At 72.9% G+C, this 12,846-nt stretch carries 9 protein-coding genes and 1 pseudogene; 4 read left to right on the top strand and 6 right to left on the bottom strand.

Features of this window, described 5'->3' with window-relative positions; genetic code table 11:
- Positions 1-14: 14 nt before the first annotated feature.
- From AB0F52_RS33500 to AB0F52_RS33490, 3 genes and pseudogenes are all read left to right on the top strand, one after another.
- Positions 15-1,469, top strand: coding sequence for an aldehyde dehydrogenase (NADP(+)) (locus AB0F52_RS33500; RefSeq protein ID WP_360179738.1), 1,455 nt, complete (start codon positions 15-17; stop codon positions 1,467-1,469).
- Between the two features lie 331 nt (positions 1,470-1,800).
- Positions 1,801-4,170, top strand: a complete 2,370-nt coding sequence (locus AB0F52_RS33495; RefSeq protein WP_360179736.1) for a polysaccharide lyase 8 family protein — start codon at positions 1,801-1,803, stop codon at positions 4,168-4,170.
- 71 nt (positions 4,171-4,241) lie between these two features.
- Positions 4,242-5,491, top strand: a pseudogene (locus AB0F52_RS33490) (NAD(P)/FAD-dependent oxidoreductase).
- A gap of 5 nt (positions 5,492-5,496) precedes the next feature.
- Here AB0F52_RS33490 and AB0F52_RS33485 read toward each other — a convergent pair.
- Positions 5,497-6,126 (bottom strand): winged helix-turn-helix transcriptional regulator, encoded by a 630-nt coding sequence (locus tag AB0F52_RS33485; RefSeq protein WP_360179734.1) that lies wholly within the window; start codon positions 6,124-6,126, stop codon positions 5,497-5,499.
- Positions 6,127-6,214: 88 nt separating this feature from the next.
- Here AB0F52_RS33485 and AB0F52_RS33480 point away from each other — a divergent pair, with 88 nt between their 5' ends.
- On the top strand, positions 6,215-6,583 hold the full coding sequence (locus AB0F52_RS33480; RefSeq protein WP_360179732.1) for a VOC family protein: 369 nt from the start codon (positions 6,215-6,217) through the stop codon (positions 6,581-6,583).
- Between the two features lie 239 nt (positions 6,584-6,822).
- Here the strand turns inward: AB0F52_RS33480 and AB0F52_RS33475 are convergent, their stop codons facing one another.
- The 5 genes from AB0F52_RS33475 to AB0F52_RS33455 all read right to left on the bottom strand — a co-directional run bounded on the left by AB0F52_RS33475 (position 6,823) and on the right by AB0F52_RS33455 (position 12,838).
- A complete protein-coding gene (locus AB0F52_RS33475; RefSeq protein WP_103340431.1) occupies positions 6,823-6,945 on the bottom strand; it encodes a ribosomal protein bL36 in 123 nt (40 codons plus the stop codon).
- A 73-nt stretch (positions 6,946-7,018) separates the two neighbouring features.
- Positions 7,019-8,182, bottom strand: a complete 1,164-nt coding sequence (locus tag AB0F52_RS33470) for a VWA domain-containing protein (protein WP_360179871.1) — start codon at positions 8,180-8,182, stop codon at positions 7,019-7,021.
- Positions 8,183-8,187: 5 nt separating this feature from the next.
- Positions 8,188-10,371 (bottom strand): DUF5682 family protein, encoded by a 2,184-nt coding sequence (locus tag AB0F52_RS33465; RefSeq protein ID WP_360179730.1) that lies wholly within the window; start codon positions 10,369-10,371, stop codon positions 8,188-8,190.
- The gene (locus AB0F52_RS33460) at positions 10,368-11,456 is read right to left on the bottom strand and encodes an AAA family ATPase (RefSeq protein WP_360179728.1); all 1,089 of its coding nucleotides are present in this window, start codon (positions 11,454-11,456) and stop codon (positions 10,368-10,370) included. The genes AB0F52_RS33465 and AB0F52_RS33460 overlap by 4 nt, the downstream gene beginning before the upstream one ends.
- Positions 11,453-12,838: a DUF5691 domain-containing protein gene (locus tag AB0F52_RS33455; RefSeq protein WP_360179726.1), complete on the bottom strand. Its 1,386-nt coding sequence runs from the start codon at positions 12,836-12,838 to the stop codon at positions 11,453-11,455. The genes AB0F52_RS33460 and AB0F52_RS33455 overlap by 4 nt, the downstream gene beginning before the upstream one ends.
- Between the last annotated feature and the right edge of the window lie 8 nt (positions 12,839-12,846).

Genomic DNA, 12,846 nt, shown 5'->3' with positions numbered 1-12,846 from the left:
GAGCTGTTCCACCCATGAGCCAGGCCACCGACGCCGCCACGCTCGAGAAGATCCTGGCGGGAGCCGCCGACGCCGCCCGTCCCGCCGCCGAGGCGACCCCGGCCGAACGCGCCGGCTGGCTGACCGCCGTCGCCGACGCCCTCGACGCCGCCGCGGGCGAACTGGTCCCGCTGGCGCACGCCGAGACGCACCTGCCGGAGACCCCGCGGCTGGCCGGCGAGCTGAAGCGCACGACGTTCCAGCTGCGCCTGTTCGCCGAGGTCCTCACCGACGGCGAGTACCTCGGCGCCACCGTCGACCACGCCGACCCGGACTGGCCGATGGGCCCCCGCCCGGACATCCGCCGCGTCAAGACCGCGATCGGGCCGGTGCTGGTGTTCGCGGCCAGCAACTTCCCGTTCGCGTTCAGCGTCGCCGGCGGGGACACCGCCTCCGCGCTGGCCGCGGGCTGCCCGGTGGTCCTCAAGGCCCACCCCGGGCACCCGGAGCTGTCCGCACAGACCGGTTCGGTGGTGCGGGAGGCGCTGATCAAGGCAGGCGCCCCGGCCGCTCTGTTCAACGTGATCTTCGGCCAGGAGGAAGGCGTCACCGCGCTGAAGGACCCGCGGATCGCGGCGGCGTCGTTCACCGGCTCGATCCCCGGCGGGCGCGCGCTGTTCGACATCGCGAACGCGCGACCGCGGCCGATCCCGTTCTACGGCGAGCTGGGCAGCGTCAACCCGGTGGTGGTCACCGAGGCCGCGATCGCCGCGCGCGGGGAAGCGGTGGCGAAGGGCTACGCCGGGTCGTTCACCCTCGGCGCCGGCCAGTTCTGCACCAAGCCGGGCCTGCTGTTCCTGCCGGAGGACCACGGCCTGACCGACACGTTGCGCGCGGCCCTGGACGGCGCCCCGGCGCAGCCGATGCTCAACGACCGGATCGCTTCCGGGTTCTCGTCGCAGCTGTCTGCGCTGCGGGAGGTCCCGGGTGTCGAGGTCGTGTCTTCGTCGGATTCTTCTTCGCCCGCGTTCACACCGACGCTGCTGGCCACGACGGCCAAGCAGTTCCTCGAGGGCGGCGACACCGTGCACGAGGAGTGCTTCGGACCGGCGTCGCTGATCGTCACCTACGCCGACCAGGCCGAGCTGCTGCGCCTGCTCGACGTGGTCGAACCGGGGCTCACTGCCACGATCCACGGCGAGGAGTCCGATGTGGACTGGCTCCGGCCGGTGCTGCCGTCGCTGGCCCGCATCGCCGGCCGGCTGCTGTGGAACGACTGGCCCACGGGAGTGACGGTGAGCTGGGCCCAGCAGCACGGCGGCCCGTACCCGGCCACGACGGCCCCGACGACGACATCCGTCGGCACCGCGGCGATCGAGCGGTTCCTGCGCCCGATCGCCTGGCAGGGCTTCCCGGACGCCCTGCTTCCCGAACCCCTGCAGGAGGCCAACCCCTGGCAGCTGCCCCGCCGCACCGACGGCTCCCGCTGACCCACTGGTACCACTGACCCACTGGTACCACTGGCACCACTGATCCCACTGGCACCACCGGGATCGCCGACCCGCGGGGGCGCCCCCCGTTTCCACTCTATCGTTCGGCACCGACAGTTTCCGTTGATCCGGCGCCCTCGATCGCGGGGGCGCCCCCCGATTCCAGCCTATCGCTCGGCACCGACAGTTTCGGCGCCGAGCGCCGTGAAAGGCCACCTTCAAGGCGTCCACTGCCCTGAAGGTGGCCCTCACAGAACAAAATCCGCCGCCGCACAACTGAATCCCCGTTCCCCCGCAAGCCAAGGATGTCTTGATCCTGGGAGGCGTTGTCATGCCCGTGAACCGGAGAAATGCCCTGCGCGGCGGTGCCCTGGCGGCCGCTTCCACCGTGCTCCTCACCCGTCCGGCCTTCGCCGCTGCCGGTGCACCGGCAGCGAAAGCGGCCAGCCCGGTGCCCGCCGCGACCGCACCGATCGTCGCCGCGTACCGGCAGTTGCAGACCGGCATCAACCGTCCGTCGCCGGAACGGGCCGCGGCGCTGGCCAACCTGGGCCGCGTGGCCAAGGCCTACAACGCGAGCCTGTCCGTCGCCGGTGGTGGTGCTCCACTGTGGACGGACCTGCCGCTCGGCCCGGGCAGCGACTACACCACCTCGATGTACGCGCGGCTGCGCGCGATCGCCGTCGACTGGGGCACCCCGGGCGGGGCGCTGTCCGGCGACCCCGTCGTGCTCGACCGCATCAAGGCCGCGCTGGAACTGATCCACGCCAGCCAGTACAACGAAAACGTCGGCGAAATCGGCAACTGGTACACCTACGAAATCGGCATCCCGTACTACCTGCTGCACACGCTGTCGGTGGTCGCCGACCAGCTCACCGCGGAGCAGCTGGCCCGCTACCTGGCGCCGGTCAAGCGGTTCGTCGGCAACCCGAACCTGCGCGCCAACAACGCGTCCGTGGTCGAAACCGGCGCCAACCGCGCGGACAAGGCCCTCATCTCGATCGTCTCGGGCGCGCTGCTCGGCGACACCGCGTGGATCAAGACCGGCATCGACGCGCTCACCGACGTCGCGGGCGGGGGTGCGGCGAGCGTCGTCGCGAAGCTGGACCGCGCGGCGGGCGACGGCTTCCACGTCGACGGCTCGTTCATCCAGCACGACACCATCCCGTACCCCGGGCACTACGGCATCGTGCTGCTGACCGCGCTCGCCGGCGCCATCCACGTCACGCAGGGCACCGCGTACGCGCTCCCGCAGCCGCTCAAGGACAAGATCTACGCGCTCGTCGCCGACAGCTTCGCGCCCTTCGTCTACGCGGGCGCGCTGATGGAGCCGGTGCGCGGGCGGATGCTGTCGCGCCAGGGGGAGACCGGCCACGACATCGGCCACCAGCTCACCGTCGCGACGCTGGTGCTGGCCCGGACGGCGGCGGGCAAGACGAAGACCGACCTCAACGCGCTGGCCGCGAAGTGGATCAAGGAAGGCGAGTACGCGCCGTTCCTGAAGATCCCGGACCCGGAGCGGTTCGCGCCCGGCCCGGACCTGGTGGCGACGCCGGGGATCGAGTTCGCGCAGGACATGCTCGCGTCGGGGGCGCGCCCGGCGCGGGTCGTGGCGACGCACCGGATCTTCGGCCAGCAGGACCGGATGGTCCACGTCGCCGACGACTGGTCGGCGTCCCTGGGCGTCAGCTCGACGCGGATCTCCCGCTACGAAGCGATCAACGGCCAGAACATGAAGGGCTACCACGTCGGCGACGGCGTGCTCTACACCTTCCTGCCGAACGCCAAAGGTCATTACACCGACGCCTACTGGCCGACGGTGGACCCGCTGCTGCTGCCGGGCACGACCGAGCACGACGGCCCGGTCGACCCCAAGTTCGGCGGGGTGCCGGTCGGGCCGGACGCCCACACCGGCGGCGTCCGCTGGGACGCGCGGCACGGCGCGTACGCGTTCGGCTTCAAGAACTGGGACGGCTCGCTGGTCGCGAAGAAGTCGTGGTTCTTCACCCCGGACGGCATCCTCTGCCTCGGCGCCGGGATCACCAGCACGTCTACCTACGCGGTGCGCACGACGATCGAGAACCGCAACCTCGGCGAGGGCGGCCGCGGGACGTTGCTGGCCGACGGCCGGCGCGTGGCCACCGACCTCGGGAAAGCCTCCGCGCTGCGGCGGCCGCGCTGGGCGCACCTGGAGAACGTCGGCGGGTATCTGCTCCTCGACGACGCCTCGGTGACGGCGGTGCGCGAAGACCGGACGGGCGCGTGGCGCGACATCGACACGGGCGCCAACACCAAGGGCACCACGACACCGAACACGCGCCGGTACCAGAAGCTGGTCTTGGAACACGGCGTGAAGCCGACGGACGCGAAGTACGCGTACGCGGTGCTCCCGGGCGCTTCGGTGATCGACACGCTGACGGCGTCCTGGGCGTGGCGGGTGCTCGCGAACACCCCGGTGGTGCAGGCGATCCGCGTGGCCGGCGGCACGGTGCTGGCGAACTTCTTCGCGGCCGGCTCGGCCGGCGACATCGGCGTGTCGGGGCCGGCCTCGGTGGCGATCGGGCGGTGCGGGGCCCGGACCCAGCTCGCGGTGTCGGATCCGACGCAGCTGCAGGACAGCGTCACGGTGACGGTGCGCGGCCGGTCCGTGGAGGTGCCGCTGAAGGGCACGTTCGGCGCGACGCAGGTTGCCCTGGTGTAGGCAGACGTCCCCGCCGGGCCGGTGCCCCGACCCGGTCCGGCGGGGTCCCCACCTCGGTTACGCTGCCGGGCATGACCGAGCACGTGGACGTCCTGATCGTGGGCGCCGGCCTGTCGGGGATCGGCGCGGCCTGCCGCCTGCAGGAACGCCTCCCGGGCAAGACGTATGCGGTGCTCGAAGCGCGCGAAACCATCGGCGGCACCTGGGACCTGTTCCGGTACCCGGGCATCCGGTCCGGTTCGGACATGTTCACCCTCGGCTACCCGTTCCGGCCGTGGAAGGACCCGAAGGCGATCGCGGACGGGCCGTCGATCCTGAGTTACATCCGCTCGACGGCCGAGGTGTTCGGCGTGACCGCCCACATTCGCTTCGGGCACCGGGCCGCGCGGAGTTCGCCGGGGAGATCGTGCACCCGCAGCACTGGCCGGATTCTTTGGACTACCAGGACAAGCGGGTCGTGGTGATCGGCAGTGGGGCGACGGCGGTGACGCTGGTCCCGGCGCTCGCGTCGCGCGCTTCGCACGTGACGATGCTGCAGCGGTCACCGTCGTACATCGTGGCGCGCCCGGGCCGGGACGCGCTGGCCGACCGGCTCCGGGCGCTGCTGCCGGAGAAGCCGGCCCACCGGGTGATCCGCGGCAAGAACGTGGTCATGGGCACGCTGTACTTCCAGCTGATGCGGCGGCTGCCGGGCCGGACGTCGCCGTCGTACGACCCGTGGGACCAGCGGCTGTGCCTGGTCCCGGACGCGGACCTCTTCCGGGCGCTGCGGTCGGGCCGAGCGGGCATCGTGACGGATCGGATCGCGCGGTTCACGGCGTCCGGTGTGTCGCTGGAATCGGGTCGCACGCTGGCGGCCGACGTCATCGTGACGGCGACGGGCCTGCGGCTGGTGGCGTTCGGCGGGATCGCGCTTTCGGTCGACGGGCGGGCCGTCGAGCCGGGGGAGCAGCGGGCGTACAAGGGCACGATGTTCGGCGGGGTGCCGAACCTGGCGTGGTGCGTGGGGTACACGAACAGCTCGTGGACGCTGCGGGCGGACCTGGCGTCGCAGTACGTGTGCCGGCTGCCGGCCCACCTGGACCGCCACGGGTTCGCGTTCTGCGTGCCGGACGCGGACGCGGCCTCGGCGTCGGGCGCGGGCCGGCCCCGCCCGATCGTGGACCTGCAGTCGGGGTACATCAAGCGGGCCGCCCCCGGCCTGCCGAAGCAAGGCGGGCGGCGGCCCTGGACGATGCGCCAGAACTACCTGCTGGACCTGGCGGACATGCGGTTCGCCCATGTGGACGACGGCGTGCTGCGGTTCGCCCGCGCGGGCTGAAGTTCTCAGCTTTCGTGTTCTCGTAGGAGCCTGCGGACCGCGTTCCGGTCGCCCTCGATCGTCACTTTGTTGTCGGCAATGGCCTTCTCGAGGTGGTGAGGCCGGTCGAGCAGGGCGTTCAGCGTCGAGGGATCGGTCCGGATCGTCGCGTCCGGGGCGCCGGGCTCGCCCGGCTCGATCGTCATGCGGCCCGGTTCGGTGCGGACCGTCCACACGCGAGCGTCCAGTTCGACGCGGTAACAAGCGGTGCTGCGCGGGCGGGCGGACCCGCGGAGGAACAGCAGCACGGACGTGACGCCGAGTGACGCGGGCTGCGGGAGCGGGACTCGCGCGCCCCACGCTCCCAGCGCCAGTACGACCGGCTCCAGTTCGCGGCCCCAGCCGGTGAGCTCGTAGACCGTCGAGGCGGCCGGGGGCGGCAGCTGCCGGCGCGTCACGACGCCGCGGCCCTCGAGCTCGCGGAGCCGGTCGGTGACGAGGTTCGAGCTGGCACCGGGGAGCGCGCGGCGGACGTCGGAAAACCGCTGCGGCCCGAGCAGCAGCTCGCGCACCACGAGCAGGGCCCAGCGTTCACCGACGACGTCCAGGGCGCGGGCGATCGTGCAGGCGTCCCCGTAGCTGCGGCTCGTCGGCATGTGCTTAATATACAACTCGATGGTTGTTTTTAACAACTGGATGGGCGTACGGTCGGCCGGGTCCGGATGTCGACGGGAAGGAACGGTCATGGGACGGCCGGTCGTGCACTTCGAGATCATCGGTACCGACCCGGCGGGGCTGCGCGGGTACTACGGCGAGCTGTTCGGCTGGGAGTTCGACACGTCCGGCCCGGTGTCGGACCAGGTGTCGGAATCGGGTGCCTACGGGTTCGTGGAGACGGAGACCATCCCGGGCGGCGTCGGCGGCGGCGCGGGTTTCGACGGTCACGTGGTGTTCTATGTGGGCGTCCCGGACGTCGCGGCGGCGCTCGCGGAGGCCGAACGCCTCGGTGGCACCCGCCGGATGGGCCCGGACCGCGCCCCGGGGCGGGATCTGGTGGTCGCCCACTTCACCGATCCGGAAGGCAACCTCATCGGCCTCGCGGGCCCGGCCTGACAGGGTGCGCCAAGGGGCGTCTCCCGTGATTGGGGAGTCATCTCGCGTGATTGAGGGGGCATCTCGCGTGATTGAGGGGGCATCTCGCGTGATTGGAGGGGCATCTCGCGTGATTGGGGAGGCATCTCGCGTGATTGGAGGGGCATCTCGCGTGATTGGAGGGGCATCGGCCTGATGCCCCTCCAATCACGGTTGATGCCCGGCCGGTCACGCGAGATGCCCGGCCGGTCACGCCTGCGTCAGCCTTGGCGGGCCTTCGAGCGCGGGTTGTCCTTGTTGATCACCAGCACCTTGGACCCCCGGCGGATGACCTGGGCACCCGGCTGGCGGGCGAGTGAGCGGATCGAGCTGCGGACCTTCATGGCGAGCCGTCCTTCCTGCGGGAGCTGTCCCACACCGTCGTCAACCACCACGGGGTCGGTTTGATTCCGCAACTCAGCTGCTCTCGCGGGCTGCCCAGCTTTGGAGGTCGTCGCCGCGGATGGCTGCGGCCATCAGGTCCGGGAACTGGTCCGGGGTGCACGCGAAGGCCGGGATGCCCAGCTCGGCGAGGGCCGCCGCGTTCTCGTGGTCGTACGACGGTGCGCCCGAGTCCGACAGCGCCAGCAGCGTCACCACCTGGACACCCGCGCCGGCCAGCTCGGCGATCCGGTGCAGCAGTTCGTCCTCGTCGCCGCCTTCGTAGAGGTCGCTGATCAGCACCAGCAGCGTCCGCTCCGGGCGCTCGACCAGGCCCTGGCAGTACGCGATCGCCCGGTTGATGTCCGTGCCGCCGCCCAGCTGCGTGCCGAACAGGACGTCGACCGGGTCGGCGAGGTGCTCGGTGAGGTCCGCGACCTCCGTGTCGAACGCCACGAACGACGTCTTCAACGCCCGCATCGACGCCAGGACCGCGCCGAACAGCCCCGAGTACACCACCGACTCCGCCATCGAGCCCGACTGGTCGACGGCCAGGATCACGTCCCGCTGCACCGCCTGCTGCCGCCGGCCGAAGCCGATCAGCTTCTCCGGGACGATCGTGCGCAGTTCGGGGGAGTAGTGCTTGAGGTTCGCGTGGATCGTGCGGGCCCAGTCGACGTCGCCGGGGCGGGGCCGGTGCGTGCGCGACGCCTTGTCCAGTGCGCCCCGGATCGCCGCGCGGGTGCGTTCGGCGAGCCGTTGCTCCAGCTCGGTGACGACCTTGCGGACCACCTCGCGCGCGGTCTCCTTGGTCTCCTCCGGCAGCACGCCGTTCAGCGACAGCAGCGTGCCGACCAGGTGGACGTCCGGCTCGACCGCCGACAGCAGCTCCTTCTCCAGCAGCATCCGGGTGAGCCCCAGCCGGTCGACCGCGTCGCGCTGCATGACCTGCACGACGGTGCTCGGGAAGTAGCGCCGGATGTCGCCGAGCCAGCGCGCGACCCGCGGCGCCGAGGCACCCAGGCTCGCGCTGCGCGGCCCGCCCGCCGCTTCCTCGTCGGGCTTGTCGTAGAGGGCGGCCAGCACCGCGTCCACCCCACTGTCCTCTTCGGACAGCTGGGCGTCGGTCAGCCCGGGACCGGCGCCGTCGCCGCCCAGTACCAGCCGCCAGCGCCGCACCCGGTCGGCATCCACGGTCACGTCGGTCACGCCCCCACCCCCAGCAGCGTCGCCAGGACGGGCAGCACCCGCTCGGCCCGGTCCTCGTCCAGTTCGTCGGCCACCGCCACGGTCCGCGCGGCGCCGGTGAGCCCGGCCGCCCGTTGCCCGATCGCCCGCTTTTCCGGACCGCTGAACGCCCCGAACGTGCGGCGCAGCAACGGAAGCACCTCGGTGAAGACGTCGGCGTGGATCCCGGCCAGCCACGCGTCGATCACCCGCAGCAGGCCTTCGTCGTGCACCAGCAGCAGCGCGCCGCCGTCGAAGAAGCCTTCGACGTACGCGGCGCCCGCCGACGGCACGACCCCCGGCGTGAGGGCCCGGCCCAGCCGCAGTTCGACGTCGAGCGCGTCGAACAGCCCGGCGTCGTGCAGGATCCGGGTGAGCCGCCCGGCCAGCAGCGGGGGCAGCGACGGCCGTTCCGCCAGCCGGGCCAGCGCCGCCAGCCAACGTTCCTTCGCCTCGTCGCCCAGCAGCGAGGTCGCGTCGTGCACGCCGTCGACGAGCTTGGCCAGCCGGGCCGCGGCGTCGTTGTCGATGCCGTGGGCGGCCGGGGGCAGGCCGGCGCAGATCCGGTCGAGCATCCGGTCGGCGACCGCCCGCAGCGCGCCGGTGTCCGTGCCGCGGACGTTGCCGTACCGGGTCGCCCTGGCCAGCGCGGGCAGGGCCGACATCAGCCGGGCGACGTCCGCGTCCGCCGCCGCCCGCGCGTCGAGCGCCGCGAGCGCTTCGGGCAGCGCCTCCGGCAGGTCGGCGAGCAGGCAGTTCTCGACGGCCGTGGTGACTTCGTCCAGCGGTGGCGTGCCTTCGACGGTGCCCCGGACCGCGGCGGTGGCCGCCGACGGCACGGTGGTGCCGTGCACCGCGGCCGCGACCAGGTCGACCTCGAACGACGGTTCCCAGGCCAGCGCCCAGGTTTCGCGGAAGGTGCCCTTGTTCCGCCGCGCCGACGCCTCCCGGCTGCCCCACTCGATGCCGAGGATCCGCAGCCGGTGCAGCAGCTTCGAGCGGTCGAGCCCGCCCGGCGTGCGCAGGTCGAGGTCGAGCTCCTTGACGACCGGGTCCTTCTTGAGCCGCAGGCGTTTCGCGGTCGCGGTCAGGTCCGCGGCCAGCGGCGGTTGCGGGACGCGCTCGGGCACCTCGCCGAGCCGTTCGCCGACCACCAGCCGCCGCGTGACCAGCTCGACCTGCACCTCGTCCCCGCCGCACAGCACGGACCGGGTGGCTTCGGTGACCTCCGCGAGCCCGGCCGACGACCGCCCCCGCAGCGTCGCGAGCGTCTCGGCCAGGCGGACCGCCTCGATGACGTGCGCGGTCGAGACCGGCAGATCCTCCTCCCGCAGCACCCCGGCGACGCCGGTCAGCCAGCGCGTGGTGACGTCTTCGGGGGTGGTGAAGAGGTGGTGGTACCAGCCCGGCGACCGCACACCGGCGCCGTAGCCGCTGGCCGTGGCGAGGCGCCCGTGCGTCCACGGCACCCAGGTGCACGCGACCTTCCGCTTCGGGAGTCCTTTGAGGACAGCCTGGTCGTGCGACGCCGGTGGCAGCGGGTCCGCCAGCGCGGGCACGTGCCACGCGCCGCAGACGACGGCGATGTTCTCGAAGCCGTCCTTGCGGGTGCGGCGCAGCACCGAGCGCATGTACGCCTCGCGCCGGGCTTCGTTGCCCTGCGCGGGTTCTTCGTCCTCCCGCACCGCGCTCATCGCCTCGGCGATCACTTCGAACGGGCTTTCGGTGTCCCGCCGCGACTCGACGACGTCGTCCCACCAGCGTTCCGGGTCGTCGTACCCACCGGCCGAGGCCAGCAGGGCCAGGGGATCGACCGGCGGGCCCGCGTGCTCGTCCGGCGCCGCGGCGAACGTGTGCGCGGCCGGCAGGTCGCAGAACCGCACCGGGATGCCGGCTTCGCGGGCGTAGGCGAGCGCCTGCCATTCGGGGCTGAAGACGGCGAACGGCCAGAACGCGGCGCGCGAGACGTCGTCGGTCGCGTAGGCCAAGAGCGCGACCGGCGGCCGCATGGCCGGGTCTTCGGTGAGCTCGACCAGGGCGTCGGCTTCGGGTGGCCCCTCGATGAGGACGACGTCGGGTTCGAGCTCGGCGAGCCGCGCCGCCACAGCCCGGGCGGATCCCGGGCCGTGGTGGCGGATGCCGAGCAGGTGGGTCGCCGTCACGAAAGCTCCTGGCCCGCCCGGTAGAAGTCGGCCCAGCCGTCGCGCTCGCGGACCACGGTCTCCAGGTATTCGATCCAGATCGCGCGGTCGGCCACCGGGTCCTTGACCACCGCGCCGTGGATGCCCGCCGCGATGTCGTGCGGGCGCAGCACGCCGTCGCCGAAGTGGGTGGCCAGGGCGAGCCCGCCGGTGAGCACGCTGATCGCCTCCGCGGTCGACAGCGTGCCGGACGGCGACTTCACCGCCGTGCGGCCGTCTTCGGTGCGGCCCGAGCGCAGCTCGCGGAACACCGTGACCACGCGGCGGATCTCGGCCAGCTCGGCGGCTTCCACCGGCAGCTGCAGCGACGTGCCGAGCTCGGCGACCCGCCGGCTGACGATCTCGACCTCCGCCTCGGCGCTGTCCGGCAGCGGCAGCACGACCGTGTTGAACCGCCGCCGCAGCGCGCTGGACAGCTCGTTGACGCCCTTGTCGCGGTTGTTCGCCGTCGCGATCAGGTTGAAGCCCGGCCGGGCCTGCACCTCGGTGCCCAGTTCCGGGATCGGCAGCGTCTTCTCGGACAGGATGGTGATCAGCGAGTCCTGGACGTCGGCCGGGATGCGCGTCAGCTCCTCGAGGCGGGCGAGCTTGCCGTCCCGCATCGCGTGCACCAGCGGGCTTTCGACCAGCGCGGCCGCGCTCGGGCCCTCGGCGATCAGCCGGGCGTAGTTCCAACCGTAGCGGATCGACTCCTCGGACGTGCCCGCGGTGCCCTGCACCAGCAGCGTCGAATCGCCGCTGATGGCCGCGGAGAGGTGCTCCGAAACCCACGTCTTCGCCGTGCCGGGTACGCCGAGCAGCAGCAGCGCGCGGTCGGTGGCGAGCGTGGCGACGGCCACCTCGATCAGCCGCCGCGGGCCGACGTACTTCGGCGTGATCACGGTGCCGTCGGGCAGGGTGCCGCCGAGCAGGTACTCGACGACGGCCCAGGGCGAGAGGTTCCAGTTCGGCGGCTTCGCCCGTTCGTCGGCGGCGGCCAGCGCGGCCAGCTCGGCGGCGTGGTCCTGCTCGGCGTGCGGCCGGAGGACGGTGGCGGGGGCGGTCATGCGAGCTCCTCGTACATTTCGCGGCGGAAGTTCAGCGTTTCGGTGAGCGCCCGGCGCCACGGCCCGGCGTCCATGGTCAGCCGGGTGGTGGCCAGCGGGTGGCGCAGGCACTGCGGCGGCACCGCGCGCGCGATCACGACGGCGGCGTGCGAGACGAGGCGGTGGTCGGCCTGGCGGGCGATCCAGTCGAGCAGCGCGGTGCCGAGTTCCTTCGTCCACGGCCGGGGCAGTTCGTGCACCAGCCGCGCGAACGACTCGACGGGCAGCCGGCTCACCAGGTGCCCGACGGTGGCGGCCTGGCCGGCTGGGCTCAGCACCCCGAGCAGCGGCGGCGTGGTGCGGCCGCCGGGGTCGGCGCCGATGAGGGCCCGCGCCCAGGTTTCGTCGCGCTGGCGCAGGGCGGCGGTGGCCCAGGACTCCCGCAGCACGGCGGCCGGGCAGCCTTCGACGGCCATCCGCACGACCTCGGCCGGCGGCCCGAACTCGGTCCAGAAGGAGAGCGGCGCGGCCGCGACGAGGGTGCGCAGCCGGACGGTGCCGTCGCCGCGTTCGCCGTGGGGCAGGGCGACGGTGAGCACCCGGTTCCGGCGGTGGACCAGTGGTCGCAGCCGTTCGGCCATGCTCCGGCCGTAGCGCGTGCCCGGCAGCCGGCCGAGCAGCTCGGCGGCCTGTTCGCGGACGGCGGCGGCCCGATCGGTGAGCGCGGCTTCGAGGAAAGCTTCGTCGCCGGCGCGGACGTGCCCGGCCAGAACGCCGAGGAAGTCGGCACGGACGTCGGCGGGTTCGGTCTTCCACGACGTGGTGAGGGCTTCGCGGGCGGCGTCGGGCTCCTGGGCGAGCTTGGCGCCGAGCCACCGGCGGCGCTGGGCGAGGCTGCCGTACTGCCAGACGTCGCCGGATTCTTCGGCAGGAGCGGCCAGGAAGGCCCAGTCGGGGTTCCGCTGCCCGAGCCAGGCGCCGAGGGGCCCGGCGACGGCGACCAGCGGCCCGCGCAGGGCCGCCTTGGTGCGCGCGGCCTCGGCGAGCAGCGGCAGGGTTTCCGGGGGGACGCGGTAATCGGTGCCGGCGACGATGCCGAGCCACTCGAGCAGGAGGTCGGGGTGACTGGCGGCGAGCAGCCGGCCGAGCCGCTCCCGGGCGAGCGGCGGCACGAAGGGCCGTTCGTCGCCGGCGGCCACGGGAAGCGGCCGGACGTCGTGCAGCGGCCGCCGCCCGGCCCGCCGGTAGGTGCTGAGCACGGCCGCGGCGGCGAGCAGCTGTTCGGCCGGGTCGGCGCGGCCGACGACGAGCTCTTGGACGGCGGCCGGCTGGGCGGCGGGGTCCAGGGTGCGCCGCCGGGTGCCGAGGAGGGCGGTGCCGACGAGGTCTTCCCAGGCTTTCATCGGGACAC

This window comes from Amycolatopsis sp. NPDC024027 (assembly GCF_040638975.1).
Lineage (GTDB): Bacteria > Actinomycetota > Actinomycetes > Mycobacteriales > Pseudonocardiaceae > Amycolatopsis.
This window is presented reverse-complemented; position numbering and strand designations above follow the sequence as displayed.

Excerpts from the sequence above, each read along its gene's own strand:
- AB0F52_RS33460 (WP_360179728.1), bottom strand. The coding sequence starts at position 11,456 with ATGACCGCCCCCGCCACCGTCCTCCGGCCGCACGCCGAGCAGGACCAC.
- AB0F52_RS33475 (WP_103340431.1), bottom strand. The coding sequence starts at position 6,945 with ATGAAGGTCCGCAGCTCGATCCGCTCACTCGCCCGCCAGCCGGGTGCC.
- AB0F52_RS33485 (WP_360179734.1), bottom strand. The coding sequence starts at position 6,126 with ATGCCGACGAGCCGCAGCTACGGGGACGCCTGCACGATCGCCCGCGCC.
- AB0F52_RS33480 (WP_360179732.1), top strand. The coding sequence starts at position 6,215 with ATGGGACGGCCGGTCGTGCACTTCGAGATCATCGGTACCGACCCGGCG.
- AB0F52_RS33495 (WP_360179736.1), top strand. The coding sequence starts at position 1,801 with ATGCCCGTGAACCGGAGAAATGCCCTGCGCGGCGGTGCCCTGGCGGCC.
- AB0F52_RS33500 (WP_360179738.1), top strand. The coding sequence starts at position 15 with ATGAGCCAGGCCACCGACGCCGCCACGCTCGAGAAGATCCTGGCGGGA.
- AB0F52_RS33455 (WP_360179726.1), bottom strand. The coding sequence starts at position 12,838 with ATGAAAGCCTGGGAAGACCTCGTCGGCACCGCCCTCCTCGGCACCCGG.